Source organism: Bacillus sp. lyk4-R2A-2 (assembly GCF_030209735.1).
Classification (GTDB): Bacteria; Bacillota; Bacilli; order Bacillales; family Bacillaceae; genus Bacillus; species Bacillus pumilus.
Genome location: NZ_JARVRK010000008.1, coordinates 79,983 through 97,751 on the forward strand (window position 1 = coordinate 79,983; position 17,769 = coordinate 97,751).

The 17,769-nt window shown below is 41.4% G+C and carries 21 protein-coding genes and 1 pseudogene; 14 read left to right on the forward strand and 8 right to left on the reverse strand.

What is annotated here, in order from left to right:
* The gene (locus QRN39_RS16385) at positions 1-1,716 is read left to right on the forward strand and encodes an ABC transporter ATP-binding protein (protein ID WP_050944758.1); all 1,716 of its coding nucleotides are present in this window, start codon (positions 1-3) and stop codon (positions 1,714-1,716) included.
* A gap of 90 nt (positions 1,717-1,806) precedes the next feature.
* Here QRN39_RS16385 and QRN39_RS16390 read toward each other — a convergent pair.
* Positions 1,807-2,121 (reverse strand): annotated as a pseudogene (locus QRN39_RS16390) (YnfA family protein); the annotation flags it as partial.
* Positions 2,122-2,454: 333 nt separating this feature from the next.
* Between QRN39_RS16390 and QRN39_RS16395 the strand changes: the two are divergent.
* The 5 genes from QRN39_RS16395 to QRN39_RS16415 all read left to right on the forward strand — a co-directional run bounded on the left by QRN39_RS16395 (position 2,455) and on the right by QRN39_RS16415 (position 6,298).
* The gene (locus QRN39_RS16395) at positions 2,455-3,021 is read left to right on the forward strand and encodes an RNA polymerase sigma factor (RefSeq protein WP_050944756.1); all 567 of its coding nucleotides are present in this window, start codon (positions 2,455-2,457) and stop codon (positions 3,019-3,021) included.
* Positions 3,018-3,764: an anti-sigma factor gene (locus QRN39_RS16400; RefSeq protein ID WP_212046489.1), complete on the forward strand. Its 747-nt coding sequence runs from the start codon at positions 3,018-3,020 to the stop codon at positions 3,762-3,764. The genes QRN39_RS16395 and QRN39_RS16400 overlap by 4 nt, the downstream gene beginning before the upstream one ends.
* A gap of 690 nt (positions 3,765-4,454) precedes the next feature.
* Complete coding sequence (locus QRN39_RS16405; protein WP_284907681.1) at positions 4,455-5,480, forward strand: zinc-binding alcohol dehydrogenase family protein; 1,026 nt, start codon at positions 4,455-4,457, stop codon at positions 5,478-5,480.
* Positions 5,477-6,004 carry a YfiT family bacillithiol transferase gene (locus QRN39_RS16410; RefSeq protein ID WP_284907682.1) on the forward strand — a complete coding sequence of 176 codons (528 nt, stop codon included), beginning with the start codon at positions 5,477-5,479 and terminating at the stop codon, positions 6,002-6,004. Before QRN39_RS16405 ends, QRN39_RS16410 begins: the two co-directional genes overlap by 4 nt.
* 12 nt (positions 6,005-6,016) lie before the next feature.
* Complete coding sequence (locus QRN39_RS16415) at positions 6,017-6,298, forward strand: hypothetical protein (RefSeq protein WP_106030241.1); 282 nt, start codon at positions 6,017-6,019, stop codon at positions 6,296-6,298.
* A 22-nt stretch (positions 6,299-6,320) separates the two neighbouring features.
* Here QRN39_RS16415 and QRN39_RS16420 read toward each other — a convergent pair whose 3' ends face one another.
* Positions 6,321-6,800 (reverse strand): MarR family transcriptional regulator, encoded by a 480-nt coding sequence (locus QRN39_RS16420; RefSeq protein WP_003217817.1) that lies wholly within the window; start codon positions 6,798-6,800, stop codon positions 6,321-6,323.
* A gap of 168 nt (positions 6,801-6,968) precedes the next feature.
* Here QRN39_RS16420 and mprF point away from each other — a divergent pair, with 168 nt between their 5' ends.
* From mprF to QRN39_RS16435, 3 genes are all read left to right on the forward strand, one after another.
* Positions 6,969-9,539 (forward strand): bifunctional lysylphosphatidylglycerol flippase/synthetase MprF, encoded by a 2,571-nt coding sequence (gene mprF, locus QRN39_RS16425; RefSeq protein WP_050944751.1) that lies wholly within the window; start codon positions 6,969-6,971, stop codon positions 9,537-9,539.
* A 91-nt stretch (positions 9,540-9,630) separates the two neighbouring features.
* Positions 9,631-10,179: a thioredoxin family protein gene (locus tag QRN39_RS16430; RefSeq protein WP_003217810.1), complete on the forward strand. Its 549-nt coding sequence runs from the start codon at positions 9,631-9,633 to the stop codon at positions 10,177-10,179.
* A 336-nt stretch (positions 10,180-10,515) separates the two neighbouring features.
* Positions 10,516-10,983 (forward strand): thiol-disulfide oxidoreductase DCC family protein, encoded by a 468-nt coding sequence (locus tag QRN39_RS16435; RefSeq protein ID WP_050944749.1) that lies wholly within the window; start codon positions 10,516-10,518, stop codon positions 10,981-10,983.
* A 36-nt stretch (positions 10,984-11,019) separates the two neighbouring features.
* On the opposite strand, the gene QRN39_RS16440 is transcribed toward QRN39_RS16435, so the two are convergent.
* Positions 11,020-12,276 (reverse strand): transcriptional regulator, encoded by a 1,257-nt coding sequence (locus QRN39_RS16440; RefSeq protein ID WP_050944748.1) that lies wholly within the window; start codon positions 12,274-12,276, stop codon positions 11,020-11,022.
* 272 nt (positions 12,277-12,548) lie between these two features.
* Between QRN39_RS16440 and QRN39_RS16445 the strand changes: the two genes are divergently transcribed.
* Positions 12,549-13,136 carry a nitroreductase family protein gene (locus QRN39_RS16445; RefSeq protein ID WP_003217860.1) on the forward strand — a complete coding sequence of 196 codons (588 nt, stop codon included), beginning with the start codon at positions 12,549-12,551 and terminating at the stop codon, positions 13,134-13,136.
* Positions 13,137-13,176: 40 nt separating this feature from the next.
* On the opposite strand, the gene QRN39_RS16450 is transcribed toward QRN39_RS16445, so the two are convergent.
* From QRN39_RS16450 to QRN39_RS16460, 3 genes are all read right to left on the reverse strand, one after another.
* Positions 13,177-13,332, reverse strand: coding sequence for a YfhD family protein (locus QRN39_RS16450; protein ID WP_003217852.1), 156 nt, complete (start codon positions 13,330-13,332; stop codon positions 13,177-13,179).
* Between the two features lie 61 nt (positions 13,333-13,393).
* Complete coding sequence (locus QRN39_RS16455) at positions 13,394-13,504, reverse strand: YfhE family protein (protein ID WP_017358836.1); 111 nt, start codon at positions 13,502-13,504, stop codon at positions 13,394-13,396.
* 52 nt (positions 13,505-13,556) lie between these two features.
* Positions 13,557-14,453: a TIGR01777 family oxidoreductase gene (locus tag QRN39_RS16460; protein WP_284907685.1), complete on the reverse strand. Its 897-nt coding sequence runs from the start codon at positions 14,451-14,453 to the stop codon at positions 13,557-13,559.
* Positions 14,454-14,547: 94 nt separating this feature from the next.
* Between QRN39_RS16460 and recX the strand changes: the two genes are divergently transcribed.
* Both recX and QRN39_RS16470 read left to right on the forward strand, forming a co-directional pair.
* A complete protein-coding gene (gene recX / locus QRN39_RS16465; protein ID WP_284907686.1) occupies positions 14,548-15,339 on the forward strand; it encodes a recombination regulator RecX in 792 nt (263 codons plus the stop codon).
* 3 nt (positions 15,340-15,342) lie between these two features.
* A complete protein-coding gene (locus QRN39_RS16470) occupies positions 15,343-15,657 on the forward strand; it encodes a YfhH family protein (RefSeq protein WP_050944744.1) in 315 nt (104 codons plus the stop codon).
* 22 nt (positions 15,658-15,679) lie between these two features.
* Here the strand turns inward: QRN39_RS16470 and QRN39_RS16475 are convergent, their stop codons facing one another.
* Entirely contained in the window at positions 15,680-15,853 is a 174-nt protein-coding gene (locus tag QRN39_RS16475) for a YpzG family protein (RefSeq protein ID WP_003217811.1), read from the reverse strand.
* Positions 15,854-15,878: 25 nt separating this feature from the next.
* Entirely contained in the window at positions 15,879-16,028 is a 150-nt protein-coding gene (locus tag QRN39_RS16480; RefSeq protein WP_003217849.1) for a small, acid-soluble spore protein K, read from the reverse strand.
* 116 nt (positions 16,029-16,144) lie between these two features.
* On the opposite strand from QRN39_RS16480, the gene QRN39_RS16485 reads away from it, so the two are divergent.
* Both QRN39_RS16485 and QRN39_RS16490 read left to right on the forward strand, forming a co-directional pair.
* A complete protein-coding gene (locus tag QRN39_RS16485) occupies positions 16,145-16,417 on the forward strand; it encodes a YfhJ family protein (RefSeq protein ID WP_003217809.1) in 273 nt (90 codons plus the stop codon).
* 289 nt (positions 16,418-16,706) lie between these two features.
* On the forward strand, positions 16,707-17,690 hold the full coding sequence (locus QRN39_RS16490) for a glycosyltransferase family 2 protein (protein WP_003217835.1): 984 nt from the start codon (positions 16,707-16,709) through the stop codon (positions 17,688-17,690).
* Positions 17,691-17,769: the final 79 nt, after the last annotated feature.

Here is a 17,769-nt window from a genome sequence, read left to right on the forward strand (position 1 = left end):
TTGTTAAAACGATTTTTCTCCTATTACAAGCCATATATGGGGCTGTTTATATTAGATTTTTCCTGTGCCGTCATAGCGGCACTACTTGAATTATCATTTCCACTCGCGATCAGTATGGTTGTAGATGACCTTCTCCCAAACAGAAACTGGGAAATGATTCTCATCTGGAGTGGAATTTTACTGGCAGTCTATGTCGTCAGCTCAGCAATGAATTATGTGGTGACATATTTCGGACATAAGCTAGGTATCAATATTGAAACAGATATGAGAAGTCAGCTATTCACCCACGTACAAAAAATGTCTTTTCGATTCTTTGATCAAAAGAAAACAGGAAAGCTTGTTTCACGCATGACAAACGATTTAATGGATATTGGTGAAATCGCTCACCACGGTCCTGAAGATTTATTTATTGCAATGATGACTCTTACAGGTGCATTTGCCTTGATGCTATCAATTAATTGGCAGCTTGCCGTCCTCACGTTTCTCATTGTCCCATTCTTAATAGGGCTATCGGTTTATTTTACGAAGAAAATGTCGATTGCCTTTGATCACATGTTTTCAAGTATTGGTCAATTCCATGCAAGGGTTGAGAATAATGTGAGCGGAATTCGAGTAGTGAAGGCATTTGGGAATGAAACGCACGAGGTGGATCGCTTTATTGAACACAATGAACAGTTTAAACAAACGAAATTAACCACATACAAAATGATGGCATTACACGCTTCAATTAGTCACCTGCTTATGAAGGGCGTCACCATCTTTGGACTTGTATGCGGGACATGGTTTGTGATGCAAAAAAATATGACCTATGGCGAATTCATTTCATTCGTCCTGCTGTCTGGAATCTTTTTAGGACCTATTCAACAAATTAATTCAGTCATTGAGACGTATCCAAAGGGAGTCGCAAGCTTTAAGCGATTTGTTAAGCTCTTAGATCAAGCCCCAGACGAAAAGGACGTCCCTGATGCGATTCATGTCGATGGGCTAAAAGGTGAAATTACATTTCATGATGTCAGCTTCGGTTATGAGAAGGACAGTTTGATCCTTGAGCATATTAATCTGGAGATCAAACAAGGGGAAACGGTTGCCATTGTAGGTCCTTCCGGTGCTGGTAAATCCACGCTATGCAGTTTATTACCAAGGTTTTATGAATGGCAATCTGGAACCATTACGATAGACGGCATTGATAGTAGACAGATGAAGCTGTCTTCACTGCGTCAACAAATTGGAATAGTCCAACAAGACGTCTATTTATTTAATGGGAGCATTCGAGAGAACATTCTTTATGGAAAGCTTGATGCAACTGAGGATGAAATATGGCAGGCAGTGTCAAAAGCAGAGCTAAAAGAACTCGTCGAATCCCTGCCCGAAGGTCTTGAGACAATGATTGGTGAAAGAGGCGTCAAGCTGTCAGGTGGACAAAAGCAGCGTGTATCAATTGCACGTATTTTCCTGAAAAATCCACCTATTTTAATACTGGATGAAGCGACCTCATCACTAGATACTGAAACAGAGGCTTCGATCCAACGATCACTAGAAGAGCTTTCAGAAGGTAGAACGACGCTAGTCATTGCGCATCGCCTTGCAACTATTCAACATGCAGATCGAATTGTTGTTGTGACAAAAGGTGGCATTGCAGAGCAAGGAAATCACAAAACATTACTAACGCAAAATGGCTTATATAAGCGCCTTTATGAAACACAATTCGGGGCATAAAAAGTCCATTAGAAGAAATGTGAAAGCCGGCAAAAGAGCGCCGGCTTTTTTCTCATGACATGTATTGCAATCTTTTTCCCTAGTTTCTAGGGCAAAGAGCATCATACTCACACCTATTAAACAAATAAGAGCGCCTACCCAATCGTACAAATCAGGCGTTTTTCGATCGACCCACCAGCCCCAAAACACAGCAAGAACCACAAACACACCGCCGTAGGCCGCATAAACTCGTCCGAAAGTCGGGAACTGCTGGAAGGTAGGGATGACCCCATAAGCGACGAGGATGAGGCTGCCGGCGATTCCATAGCTGACAGGTCTGGCTTCGCGCAGCCAAAGCCACACAAGATAGCCACCGCCAATTTCTGCTATTCCTGCTAATAAAAAAAGAACGATCGTCAACATCATGTAAGGACACTCCAATTCATTTCGTTACCTTCTATTATGACATGTTGACATTGTGAGGGACATGAGAGTTTGCTAAAATCAACTGAACAGAGAATGGAAACACATGGATTCTTGACTTTTCAGATAGAAGTGATCCAAATGGCCTTGCTTTTCGTACAGTAAGTACATTCTCATGAGGAGCACACTTCCTTTTTCGGCGCTCTTTTTTTCTCCTTTAAAAAAGAGTAAAGTACAAAGTAGGCTTATTTCAGCAAATCGAGTGATAAGCAATACGTGAAGGATTTCATGATGAATGCAGCATGCTCTTTCTCATGAAAAAGGAAGGAGATGACCATGGATACACTGAAAGATTCTGAGCTGTATCACAAGATCAAATTTGATCGTCACAAGCCTTCACTTGAAGTGCTGTATGATCGCTATGAACGTGTGTTATATTCGTTTATTTATAAAATGACTGGAAGTCGTGAGCTTGCGGAGGAAGTGCTGCAAGAAGTCTTTATCAAGCTCTGGCGCGGTATAGGAGAATACCATACGGATAAAGGCAAATTCTCCTCGTGGTTATTCATGATGTCACGCAACACAGCCATCGATCTCCTAAGAAAGCACCGGAACGAAACGGCACTAGAAGATGAGCATATTGAATATTTAGCCGATCATCAAGAAGATGTATCAAAGGAAGTTGAATGGAACGAGGAAAAACAAATCATACGTGAAGCAGTATCTACATTGTCAAAAGAACAGCAAACTATCATAGAAGATGTCTATTTTAAAGGAATGACACAAAAAAGCATTGCTGAAAAACTAGGCATCCCCATTGGAACGGTGAAGGGAAGAGTTCGATTGTCATTGAAGCACTTACGGACGAGACTGTCTCGCGGAGGAAAGGAGGAAGAGGCATGACTCAGTGTAAACATCAAGTGATTGATTATTTCAACGGGCATGTACAAGGAGAAGAAAAAGCACAATTTGAAGAGCACCTCAAGAACTGCTCAGCTTGCAAGGAAGAGCTTGAAGAATTGACATCGCTCATGTCTGACATTCCATTTCTAGCAGATGACCAAACACCTCCGGCAGGGATGAAAGACCGTATTTTATCCCAGGTGTTTGAAGAAGAGACGGTCGAAGAAAAGAATAGCCATAGGAAAGAGCTCAAGGCAGCACATGAACCAAACGAGATGAAACCACTGCAAAAGAAACGTAACCAATGGCTATTGCCACTTGTTGCCGCACTGCTTCTTATTTCAGCAGCTGGAAACGTGTATTTCTTATCGAATGGAAAAGAACAGGCGGAAGAACCTGTCAGGGTTGTAGCGACAAAATCACTGGCATCAGCCGCATCACCAAAAACAACGGGTGCTTTTTCAGTGATTGAGCATAACGGCAAAAAAGAGCTGGTGGTGAGTGCAGACGGATTAAAGGATCAGCTTGATTCATCTGCTGTTTATCAAGTGTGGCTCATTAAAGGAGATCAGCCGGTACCAGCTGGTGCCTTTAAAACAGATAACAAAGGAGAAGGAACCGTCACCTATGCATTATCAGAAAAAGAAGCGAGCGAATCATGGGATACCGTGGCAGTCACCCTTGAACCAAAAAAGGATAACAAACTGCCGCAAGGACCTGTCGTACTAAGCGCTGCATTTTAAATGTGATTCAGGAAGGATGCCTTTGGGGCATCCTTTTTTGATAGGCAAAGGGAACTTTTTGGCAGATAAGACGTAGTACATATGGAGGTGAAACAGATGAAACCATACATAGAAAAAGAACTATTTCTCTTATCAGTGAGACACGCATGTATTGCATGCTATTTTTTAGTGTTTCCGTTCGTTGCTCAAGTCCTTTATACCCCATCACCTTTATTGATCGCCCTCATCGCTCTTTTTATGACTCATAACTTAGTAGAATGTACCATATGGTTTTATAAATCGAGAAAGATCAGGAAGCACCAGTCTGGTGATCTATCGAAACGAGGACATGTCTTGACCCAGATCATGCAAAGGCTGGAACAAATGATAATGATCGGTTTTGTTATTTTCTTTATCACTAAATGGATGCAAGGGGCAGCTGATAGCCTAACTCTGTCACTAGCTATTTTTCTATTAATGATCTTTTTCCTTCAGCACATCCAGTTTTATTACGTTCAGCTATTTTTTAAATCCAAAAGCTGGTTCTCCTATGTTCCTTCATGGCAAAGAGCTCGTCCTTCTTATATAGCGAGGGAGCGAAAGGCTTTGAAAGGGTCCTAAATGTGCAATCACTCGTTTGATCTATCCATAAACATCAGAAAATTATGATAAAATGTGGAAAAGAAGCATGGTGAAAGGGAGTGCGAGCGAGTGAAAGCTGTTGGACTATTGGAGTACTTACCGATTGAGCATGAGCAAAGCTTGATGGATCAGGAAGTAGAAAAGCCTAAAGCAACGGGCAGGGATATACTGGTGAAGGTAGAGGCTGTGTCAGTGAATCCAGTTGATACGAAGGTGAGATCACCGAAGGATCAGAAGGAAGAAAAACTGAAAATTCTTGGCTACGATGCAAGCGGTACGGTTGTTGAAGTTGGCGAAGCGTGTACATTATTTCAGCCTGGTGATCACTTGTACTATGCGGGAGATATCACGCGTCAAGGCTCAAATAGTGAGTATCAGCTTGTGGATGAACGGATTGTGGCAAAAAAGCCTGCCAATCTCTCCTTTGCAGAAGCAGCCGCGATGCCTCTGACGACGATTACGGCATATGAAGCGTTATTTGACCGGATGCATATGAAGCGAAATGCAGAAGGGGCAACACTGCTCATCATCGGCGGTGCAGGCGGAGTAGGTTCTATTGCCATCCAACTAGCCAAATTAGCAAATGCCACTGTAATCGCCACCGCATCAAGACCTGAAACAAAAGAGTGGTGTCTATCATTAGGTGCTGATCATATCATTGATCATCATGAGCCGCTTCTCGCGCAGCTCCACGAAAAAGGAATAGGCGAAGTGGATTTCATTTTATGCCTAAATGATACAGATGGACACTTCAAAGGCATGGCAGAAGCCATCAAACCGCAAGGCACGATCTGTACCATTGTCGAGAATCAGCACAACCTAGACATTCAATTACTCAAAAATAAAAGTGCTGCATTTGTATGGGAGTTCATGTTCACACGCCCTATGTACAAAACAGCGGACATGATCAAACAGCATGAGCTTTTAACAGAGGCGGCTGAGTTATTTGAACAGGGGAGATTAACGCATACGTTAACAAAGGTTCTCAGTCCGATCAATGCTGCTAACTTGAAGCAGGCACATCAAACCCTTGAACAAGGAAAGATGATTGGCAAATTTGTACTAGAAGGATTTGAGAAAGGGGAGAGTGTATGACGTCATTACAATATCCGATTGGCTTATATGAACCGGTGGAAAATAAAACAAAGGAACAGCTAGAGTCATGGATTGATCAGTTGGGTGCGATTCCACAAGAATATGAAACAGTCACCAATCAATTGACAGATGCTCAGCTGGATACACCCTATCGGCCTGGAGGATGGACCGTCCGTCAGCTCATTCATCACGTAGCAGACAGCCATCTGAATGCATACTTACGATTCAAGCTTGCGCTCACAGAAGAAATACCGCACATCCGTCCATATGATCAGGCGGGATTCGCCGAGCTTCCAGATAGCAAAGCGCCCATCAGCCTATCACTGCTCTTAATCAGCAGTCTGCATCGCAGGTGGGTTACATTACTTCGAGGGATGTCAGAGGAAGACTTCACTGCGTCCTATTATCACCCAGCCGATCAACAAACGGTGTCCTTATATGATGCAACAGGAATGTACGTCTGGCACTCAAAGCATCATCTTGCCCATATCACGGAATTAATCAAAAGAAATCAATGGAATTAAAGGAGTAAACACATGTCTGGTAGAAGAATTGTCGGCGCCATGTTTATTTGTATGGCGGCATTGTTTTATATAGCAAAATATGTTCTTTTTGAGATACGCTATAGTAATAGCTTAGGCTCAGAAAGAACGATTGAGGAACTTGAACAGATACTGCCTGGCGGTACGTGGATCAGTATCTTTTTTCTCATCATCGGTTTAGGTTATCTTTTATGGGACGACAGGGAAGTCATTCGTAAAAATCTCTTCACCCCAGATCGACAAGTAGAAGAACTAAAAAAGACGGATCTCAAGTGACCGTCTTTTTTCCTTTTCATGTTTAGCCGCGTTCAGGACGCAGTGCTTTTTCTAAAATAGCCAGCCCTTCGTTGACTTTTTCTTTTTCCTCGTCATTGAGCCGTTGCAGGGAGTTTTTGATTTTTTCGTGTCCTTTTTGATAAATGCTTCTAAAAATATTTTTCGCTTCCTCTGTTAGTTCGACGACAATGATTCTACGGTCACGCTCAGAGTGTTTTCGTTCAACAAAATGAGACTGTTCTAACCGGTCAAGCAGGCCTGTCATATTGGACAAAGAAGCGCCCATTTTTTCAGCGATTTCGGATACCTTGAGAGAGCCATGGTTATTGAGTAGCATGAGTACCTTCATTTGAGGCATACTCATATCAAGCTTCATCCATTCTGACACATCTCCAAGACCTGCAGCTGTGAGTACTTTCATATAGAGCACCCATGTCTTTTTTTCCTCTGGAGATAGAATCTCTTCTTTTAATACGGTGGTGTCATGAATATTATATTCCACGCTCGTTCACTTCCTTTAAGCGGCTCTTTTCTCTATATTACTGATTTTTACTTCTAATTGAAAGGTTCGACAAGCTTTTGAATGTTAAACTGCATGAATCAAGTGGTATTTGTTGTATAATAATGGTCAGTCGAAATAAATGAAGCAACTTAGAAAGTTGGGAAAATCATGTGGAACAAAAAAACGGGTATGACGATCTTAAAAATGCTTTTTCCGATCGTGATTATCCTTGTCTTAATTTTCGTCGCCAAAAAGGAACTGAGCGGCCTTTCCATTAAAAAAACGTTTTATATCATTGACAGCTTGAATCGAATGGACTTGTTTATTCTTGTTTTTCTTGGACTTGTCGCAGTGTTATCGATGTCCTTATATGATTTTATTTTACGAAAAAGCCTGAATATGCCCATCAGCGGCTGGAAAACGATTCGCATTTCCTGGATTGCGAACTCCTTTAACAGTGTCCTTGGGTTCGGCGGTCTATCAGGAGCAGGGCTTAGAACACTTCTATATAAGGAGTACATAACCGATACGAAAAAACTGCTGAAAGGCATTGCCCTTTTGACTTCCTCGGTTCTTTTGGGCTTATCTATTTTCAGTGATCTGATCTTGGTGAGGGTGCTTCCTGTTGAAAGTATTATTAGCCAAGAGCCGTGGCTATGGGCCTTTGTGATCATCTTTGCTTGTATTGTGCCCATTTACATCATTATGGCGTCCGTACGAAAAAGCTCGATTGAGAGCGGTGAAAGCGGACTGAAGCATCCGATTTACGCTTATATCGGAGCATCGTTTTTAGAATGGCTGGCAGCTGGTCTCGTCATGTACATGGCTGTCGTCTCTATGGGGATGAATGTCGATGTCCGGATTGTATTAGGCGTATTTGCGATTGCGTCAATCGGCGGTTTAATCAGTATGGTTCCGGGCGGATTTGGTTCATTTGACCTCATCTTTTTACTGAGCATGCAGTACATTGGGTTTGATAAAGAGATGGTGCTGACGGCGCTCGTTTTGTACCGCTTCGTGTACTCGATCTTCCCGTTTATCCTTGGGCTTTGTCTAGCTGCTTACGATTTAACGGGAACGACACTTAGACGTCTTGAAGGCAATCCGAGAATGGCACCTGCCATAGAAACAACGAACGTCTTAATTGTGTTGCACCGTGCTTTATTAATCCGTTTATTGTACGGATCTTTATCGATTTTAACCTTTGGAAGCGGCTTGCTCATTATGGCGTCTGTTGTGCTTCCTGTCGATCGATTAGGCGTGATTACAAGCATTCCACGCTTTCTATTATCAGGATTTAATGGTCTTTCTTTAATGTTCGGCATCATCCTGATGATTTTGTCCATTGAAGTGTATAAACGAACAAAAAGATCGTACGTGCTGACGATGATCGCCCTAGCAGGCGGCTTTGTGTTTACTTTGTTAAAAGGATTTAACCTGAGTCTCATCTTTATACTGCCAGTCATCATGGCTGTATTTTTCTCTCTTCGAAATCAATTTGTGAAGCAGCAGGCCCCTTATTCCTTGTATCAGTTTGTGGCGGCTGCCGCTGGATATTTACTCGTGCTGTTTAACTATAATGTCATCGGCAACTTTATTTGGACAAAAATTGGACATTTCTTGAGTAGGGATTACCTCGTGCATAATGAACGGCATATCACAATGACAAGCATGATTGCTCTCATCGGTGTACCGCTTTTTTTCTTCATTAGCAGATTGATTTTTAATAAAAGAGCATTTCCGATTGGAGAAAAAGCAGATGAGGAAAAATTAAAAACGTTTTTAGAAGAAAAGGGCGGAAATGCCCTCAGTCATCTTGGCTTTTTAGGCGACAAAAAACTATTTTTCTCAAGTGATGGAGAGGCGATGCTTCAATTTGGGCGCATTGGCCGCTGCGTCATTGTGCTTGGAGATCCATCCGGACGTAAAGCATCCTATCCACTTGTACTTGAAGAGTTTCTACAGCAGACAGAAAAAGCAGGCTATCGCGTTGCTTTTTATCAAGTAGAACGGGAAGGGATGGCGCTCTACCATGACTTAGGCTTTCACTTCTTTAAGCTTGGAGAAGAAGCCATGGTCGATTTAGAAACGTTCTCTCTTTCCGGTAAGAAAAAATCAAATTTACGGGCTGTGGCCAATAAGTTTGAACGAGAAGGCTATACGTTTGAAATGCTGGAACCGCCTTTTTCAGATGAGCTCATCTCAACCTTAAAACAGATTTCTGACAGCTGGCTCGGAAAGAAAAATGAAAAAGGGTTTTCGCTCGGCTATTTTCAAGAAGATTATCTTCAAAAAGCACCGATTGCGATTCTGAAGGATGAGCAAGGGGAAATCATTTCTTTTGTATCACTAATGCCGATGTATCAAGAAGGGGAGATTTCCATCGACCTAATGCGTCATATGCATGATGCACCGAACGGGATGATGGATGCGCTGTTTATCCACCTTTTTCAATGGGCGAAAGAAAAAGGCTACAAATCCTTTAACATGGGAATGGCGCCTTTATCGAATGTAGGAACATTTCATCAGTCCTTCCTCACGGAGCGTTTGGCGAGTGTTATTTTCAACAACGTCAGATTTATGTACAGCTTCAGCGGATTACGGTCGTTTAAACAGAAATATAAACCTGAATGGCGCGGAAAATACTTAGCGTATAAAAAGAATACATCATTACCTGTCACAATGGTGCTTGTCACCAAGCTGATAGGGATGGACCCAAATCGCAACCGGCGTCCATAGATCAAAAGCCTTTACCTTTCACTAGGTGAAGGTTTTTTTAGACAAAAGAATAGCAAAAGTGGTAAAGTTGAAGAGTAAGGGGGATGTAAATATGACATTAAATGAATGGTTTAAAAAGGGATTAACTGAACGTACATATGTACACAACATGGAGAAAAACCGAGAAAATCTACTCACGGTGTACAACCAGTACGCAATTCATCAAAAAGAAAAAGAGCTGCTTCAAAAGCTGCAAAAGAAAAAGCTCAGAGCGCTTGTCATCACAGCGGATTGGTGCGGAGATGCGATGGTCAATGTACCAATTTTCATGCGTATTGCAAGTGAAGCACTCATTGATGCGCGCTATTTTATTCGGGACGAGCATCTAGACCTGATGGATCAGTATTTAACGAACGGGACCGCAAGATCGATTCCAATTATCGTGATCATTGATCAGGACGGGAATGAAGTAGGTAAATGGGGACCACGCTCAACAGAAGCACAGCGATTTGTTGATGAGAAAAAACCCGACAAGGATGCACCTGATTTTGAGGAAGCTTTTCAAGTATTTGCGAAAGAAGCCGCACATCACTATACGACAGATCGTTACTTATGGAAAGATATTGAGAAAGAAATAGTAGAAGTTTTGGAAAAAATATAAACCAAAAGACTACTTCGCCGCAACGGGAAGTAGTCTTTTTTTATCTTGTTTTTGCGTCTCACCTACAAAACACCGCATAAAGATGTAGAAAAACCGCAGAATTCTACAAAAAACCGCAGAAAACCGCAACGCATCACGATTTTCCCAACCATTTTTAGTTGAAAAACCTCATATGTGCCATGAAAACCTTAATTTTGCCCTTATCTAAAGGCTCATATAACGCACGTTGGTTTGCTTTTTCCCAATACAAGAGGCCCAGCAACTATAGTAATCTAGTTGTAATCTCCTTTGAACGAACTAAAAAACAAATGACGGAAAAGGGCTGGCGATCAATCTATGAAAAAAATCATTTATCTCGATCAAGAAAGAAAGAAGCTCGCTGAATCGAAAAAAAGAGAACAGCGTTCCATCAAATCACTTAGGCTGCTTGTGTTTTATGACGGGCAAAGTCCTTCATGTGCAAAAGCGATGGACTTGTTGAAAGCTCTCGATTGGAAGAACCGTATTCATTTTGAATCCTTTAGACACTCGCAGTTGCTCAAACTGAACAAAATAAGTGAAGAAAAGGCAGAAAAGCGAATCGTGTCAATTTCCTTAGCCAAAAACCAAAAAAACTCAGGGATCTATACATGGCTGAAAATTGCTTGCAATATCCCTGCATTATGGGGAACGATCCCATTCATCGTGCTCAGCATTTGGTTAGGCTTTGGTCAGCATGCGTACGATTACTTTGCGAGAAAACGGTATGTTCATTCAGTCAAACAAGTCACCCGTCCTGATACAGATCAACAGAAGACCATTTAATGAATAGGAAAAGCATGACCTTCGATCGGCAGAAGGTCATGCTTTTTTGTAATAGGGGACATATGATGCAAGGTGATGAAGCAGCGTTCTCGTGTAGGACATATAGGTACGTTCGTCAAGCTCAGAACCCGCATAGGAAAGCAAGGTTCTAAGAGCAAACAAGTACTCACTGTGCAGCTCATTTTGTTTAAAGTAAGGAAGAGCTGCTTCGATCAGATAGGTTTTCAAATCAAGAGGGTTTTCCTCAATCATCAATTTATAGATTTTGATCATATATAAACAGTTTGGCTGAATACGAGGCTGTTTTAACAGCTCATGTATGTAGGGAAGGGCTTTTTTGCGGTCGTATTCAGCATATAAGGTCGCGATTTCATACAGAGTTTCACAATAACGGTCTTCTATCTGTTCTTGATTAAAGTAATTGAGTGAATCTAGTAAATAAGGCACAGCTGAAGAAAAATCGCCTTCCCGTTTTAAGAGCACCCCGTAATAAAAATAAGCGGTCATTTTAATATAGGCATCAGGATAAAGGGACGTGTGCAAAATCACTTCTTTTAAATATTTCTTCGCCGTTTGAAAGGCTTTTAGTTCCAGTGAGATCACGCCATGAATGAGTGTGCAGTGAATGATCCGCTTGAAATTGTTCTTTTGTCTATATAAATCCATGGCTTGATGGGTTGCTTCAAGCGCATCGCCAAGAAGTCCCATGTTTCCAAGTGCTTTTGCATAGTGATAATACAGGTCACTTTGTTCAACAGACGCGTAAGAAAAGCAGCTCTCAAGTTTCTTTATCCCTTCTTCAAGCTGACCATTTGTAATGAGATGAATGCCATCTAGATATTCAAATATTTCTTTTTCCGTTTCAATAAAGGTTTTTTCAAACTTTTTAAGCACGCGGTGTGTTTTTAAGGCAAGTGGCTGCTTGTCCGATAATAAATAAAATTGAAATAGGGACAAATGATACTGAATGCCTAAATCTAGCGAAAAGAACTGTTCTTCGTGCTGAATGATCATTTCTGCATTTTGTTCAGCTTGATCGAGTGCATAGAAATACATATTCATTTGAAACTCATCTAAGAGTGACAGCAGGTGACGCGCCTTTTGTGACAGCGTTTCTTGACTGATGCCAAGTCGTTCAAGCAGTAAATTGATCGTATCTTGATTGGCCTCCTTTGAGCCATTTTCGATTTTACTTAAATGAGAGACAGAACAAATTCCTTCTGCCAATTCAGATTGGGTCATATTTTGTTTATACCGGTAGAGCTTAATGATTTGCCCGATATTGATTTTCATTCCATCCAGAAGCCTCCCTTCCAATCATGGTTTGAAAGCCTTTTGACAAAATAACCGCATTAGACAAAATGGGAATAACTAAACCTATTTCATCATCTTGGGTTTTTTATCAAAATTTGTTTAAAACGTAATATGATTGTAACATTACTTGAAAAACTCAAACAACTTTTTAGCAGAAGGGATGGGAAACATCATTTGCAACTGCTCGCAATGATGTTTATAATGTGAATGAGAATCAATTTCAATTAAGATTGATTGAAAGGATGACACATATGCCAGAAATCAAACAACAAACAGAAGCGTTAACGGTACGAGACGCTGTCAGATATAGACGATCTATTCGAAAATTTAAAGAAACGCCGGTGACCATTGAGCAGCTTCAGCCGTTATTAGAGGATGCGGTCTATGCACCGAATCATAAAATTACGGAGCCTTGGCGCTTTCTATATGCGGTGACGGAGGAAGCGAAAGCGACATTTATTGATCGCTTCATTGCGTTCTTCAAGCGCAACAATCCAGATGCAAAGGAAGAAAAGATCAATCAATATAGAGATTACTTTTCAAAAGTCCCAGCCCTTTTACTTGTGGTGTTAAAGGAAGACGAGAACCCAGTGGTAAGAAATGATGATTTTGCCGCTGTGAGCGCGCTCATTCAAAACTTCCAGCTGCTTGCTTGGGATCAAGGAATCGGTATGGTCTGGAAGAGCGGCCGCATCTTATACGACAAAGGCTTTCAACAGGACATGGGCCTAAAGGAAAACGAGCGGTTTGCTGCCATCCTTCATATTGGTTATCCAGAAGAGGTGCCTGAGGAAAAATCACGTCAGAAAGCATCAAGTCTTCTTACTGAAATTCAATAAAAGAAGAAAAGCAGACCGCAAAAGGGTCTGCTTTTTTTACTTATTGTTTTTTGGCGCGCTGATCGGCTGCTTTCATACGTGCCATTGCTTTTACGTCATTCGGATCTGCAAGTTCTTTGGAAAATTCAACATATTCGCCATCCGACTCTTGTGCTGCAAGCTCGTGGTTGGCTTTTTGGTGTTGGTCTTTTTTCAAAGCCTTTCCCTCCTTTACAAGATCACTTTAGTTATGTGCTTGTTGGAGTGGAATATCCATCTTATTTGTTTCTTTTTTCTGCTGCTCTTTCCGCTTTTTTGAATTCCTGCTGATACAGGACTTCCTGGGTTTTCTTCAGCTTTGAAGTTGGCTGGTGTTCTTTTTTCTTCATCAAAATCGCCCCCTCATCTCATTTCTAATAGGATGGGTGTTTTTTACAAAAATTATTCCTTTGAATGCAAAATCGCTTCTTTTAATTCAGGATGCAAAAAGTCATAGGAAGAAAGCAATGCCTTCTTCGGCAGCGCACGCTGACCTTCTAAAACAAGTAATGACATTTCGCCAAGTGCCGTTCGAATGACAAAGGATGGGACCTTCAGCCAGTGAGGGCGGTGAAGGGCAGACGCTATCGTTTGTCCAAGCTGCTTCATTTGAACAGGATTCGGTGATGTGACATTGAGTGGACCTGAGATGTAGTCATTGTGTATTGCATAAGCAATGAGATGTGCTACATCTTCGACATGAACCCATGAAACCCATTGCGAGCCGGAGCCAATCGTTCCGCCAGCAAATAGTTTATATGGCAGTGTCATCAGTGGCAAGGTACCTTTTTCTCCTAACACGACGCCAAAGCGTGTGTAGACGGTACGAATGCCGAGTGCTTCAATCTTTTGCCCCTCAGCTTCCCAACGCTTTGATGTATGACTTAAGAAATCAGTATCCGCAGGAGGTGATTCCTCTGTAAAATCTCCTGTTTGAGACGTGCCATAAATTCCGACAGCACTTGCTTGAATGAGCACAGATGGTTTCGATTCCTGCGCTTCTATAATGCGCCTTACTTCTTGTGTGGATTGAATACGGCTAGAGAGGATGCCTTCTTTTGCCTTGTCTGTCCAGCGGGTGAAAATGGATTTTCCAGCAAGGTTAATCCAGACATCAATCGCAGGCAATTCATGCTCAGGCGCAGCACCTTCTGTCAGCCACTGCACATAGTGTAAATGATTTTGTTCGGATTCCTTTGGATTTCTTGTTAAAATATATAGATGATGTCCTTCAGTAGCGAGCACTTTCGTGACGTGCTGGCCGATAAAACCGGTTCCTCCGGTGATGGCGATATTCAATTGACATCTCTCCTCTCATATACATACCTATATCTTTCACGATTTTGAATCAGAAGAAACATCCTGACTGTTTTAAAAAAGGAGTGATCACAGGATGCCCTATATTACAAAAATCTCTGCTCAGAAAAACAATACAGAGCGGGTAAACATCTTTCTTGATGAAAAATACGCCTTTAGCGTGGATCTAGATGTGCTCGTCCAGCACGATTTGAAAAAGGGAAAAGAGCTGGACGAAGCCGATATCATCGACATTCAATTCGGTGATGCTGTGAAAAAAGGATTTCAGCAGGCCGTCGATTATTTATCCTACCGAATGAGATCGGTGAAAGAAGTAACCGATTATTTGACGAAAAAAGAAATCCCGGCACCTGCTATTAGTGAAATTATACACAAATTAAAGCAATACAAGTATGTAAATGATCTTGAATTTGCGGAAGCCTATGTCAGCACCCACCGTAAAACGAACAGCAAAGGGCCGTCCGTCCTGAAAAAAGAGCTAAAGCTCAAAGGGATAGATGATGACAACATTGAACAAGCACTATCGCAATATCCTGATGACTTACAGCTGGAGGAAGCTGTGAAGCAGGTTCAGAAGCTTGTGAGAAAAGAAAAAAATCGTTCCACAAAAGAGATCGAGCAGCGCATCAAGCTGCAGCTGCAACGAAAAGGATTTTCGTTTGGGATCATTGATAAAGCCCTTCAAGAAGCCTATGATGGACAAGAAGAGGAAAAGGAAGAAGAAGCCCTCCTCTATATGCTGGAGAAGGCAAAACGCAAGGTAGGATACGACGGGTCATTTGAAAAGAAGATGAAGGTGAAGCAATTTTTATTCAGAAAAGGCTTTGATCTCGACACAATTGATCACGTTTTAGACAAAGGGGAATGACAGATGGACAAACGTTATAGTGAGATGACGGAATACGAATTGAAGCAGGAGATAGCCTCTCTTTCTGAAAAAGCACGTAAGGCTGAACAGCTTGGTATTGTGAATGAATATGCCGTCTTAGAACGGAAAATCGATATGGCAAAAGCCTACTTAGTAGATCCAGCCTTGATTCAAACCAAAATGACTTATCAAATCAAAGATACAGACGAAGAGTTTTACGTGGAATATTTAAATGGTGTATTTGCGTGGGGATACAGAGTATCAGCCCCAAATAAGGAAGATGCACTGCCAATTTCAATGCTTACGAAAAAGGACTGATCCGAGAGATCAGTCCTTTTCTTTACTTCGAACGTTGTTTACGGACGTTGTTCTGAAGTACGATGTCGTGCTGCGTTTGCTGCGTTTCTCCGTTGACCTGAGAGGCAGAATGCTTTGCATTCGCCCATGGTTGAGGGTAAGCGGTTGTCCTTAATTGAACAAAGTCTTCCATATACGATTTCCCATTTGAACTCATATCTCAAGCACTCCCTTTGGAAAAATTAGCGTTTCCCTGATGCCCTCATTCGTTCCTGTGGACGTGTATTCGTCTCACCATTCGGCCTTTTAGACGCATAAGCATCTGTGGCGCCTGGCTCGCCTTCAAATTTGTGATTCACTTGATTTGGAAAGCCTTTTGCTTTATTACGCATATCGATTCCCTCCAAACAATACAAATCATTTGCGTCTTTTGAAGACGTAAGGGTAGTATATGAAAAAAGAGGTTTTTTTAAAAAGGCACTTTCTGCTAGATGAAGGAGGAACCGACATGGAACAATACTTTGAGCGATTAACAGAACAACTGATGGAAAAAAACAATATGCTGACATATGATGAAGCACGTACATGGGTAGAGCTGCTATGGAGTGATTTTGAAACGACCTATGCAAAGGCTGGCCACAAGTATAAAGGACAGGAAACAACTGAACGGATTGTCCAAGAGTGGATTGAGAGCTACGGTGCGCAGCTGCATTTATTCCAAAATAAACAATCGAAGGCAAACGAGCATCTACAAGAGCAGAATAAAGGGCTGCTTCATTAAAAGAAGTGCCCCTCATCTTTTTCAAGAAATAGGAAAATATATAAATGAGTAAACAATTTTATGATACAATACCCAGTCTGTGATCGAAATTACAGGCTTTTTACAATGGTTAAACTTAAAATTACATTAAATTCATCTTACTGAAAATCACTGGAAATAAAACTTTGATATAATGGAACGATTAAAGAGACATGTAATTTATGGATAATAAAAAAGGGTTTCGTTTCCTGATAAAAAAGGAATAATGAACATATCAGACTATGTGAAAACAGTGAAGAGAAGGTGCGATATGGAACGAGAATTGCTCTCTGTTATAATTCCTTCTTACAATGAAGGTGAAAACATCAGACGAATCTTTGAGGCACTCGAGGAAGAGTTTCGCGATTTTCATTATGACTTTGAAATCATCTTTGTGAATGATGGAAGCAAAGACAACACACTTCAATACATGAGAGAGCTCTCTCGCAAAAGTGCAAAGGTCAAATACATTTCCTTCTCACGTAACTTTGGGAAGGAAGCCGCTATTCTGGCAGGACTTGAATATGCGAAGGGAGTAGCTGCGATCATCATGGACGCCGACTTGCAGCACCCAACGTATTTGATTCAGGACTTCGTCAGAGGATATGAAGAAGGCTACCATCAAGTCATTGCCAAACGGAACCGTAAAGGAGACAGCAAGCTTCGCTCTTACTTATCATCCATGTACTATAAAGTGATGAACAAGGTAGTCGAAGTGGACTTGCGTGATGGCGTCGGAGATTTCCGTTTAATTTCGCGCCAAGCAATCGATGCATTGCTTCAGTTGAAAGAAGGAAATCGTTTTTCAAAAGGACTTTTTTGCTGGATTGGGTTTGAAGAAAAGGTCATCTATTATGAAAATGTAGAAAGACAGCATGGTGATACAAAATGGTCACTAAAGAAGTTGTTTAACTATGGCATAGATGGCGTCATTTCCTTTAACAACCGCCCGCTGCGTATTTGTTTTTATACTGGCATACTGATCTTATTCCTTTCTTTGATTTACATCGTTGCCACCTTTATTCAAATCGTCAGAACGGGCGTGATGGTACCTGGTTATTTCACTTTAATATCGGCTGTGCTTTTCCTCGGAGGTGTCCAGCTTTTGAGTCTAGGTGTGATTGGAGAATATATTGGCCGCATTTATTATGAAACGAAAAAGAGGCCACATTATTTGATCCAAGAATCAAATGTCATGCAGCAAGAGACAAGCTCAAAGGAACAAGACCGAGTGTTAACACAGTTATTTAAATAACGTGGAGTCAAATAACCGGCAAGCACGAATCGCTTGCTGGGTTGTTTTGTTTCAAAGAACAATGGATCTTTTGTGGAAA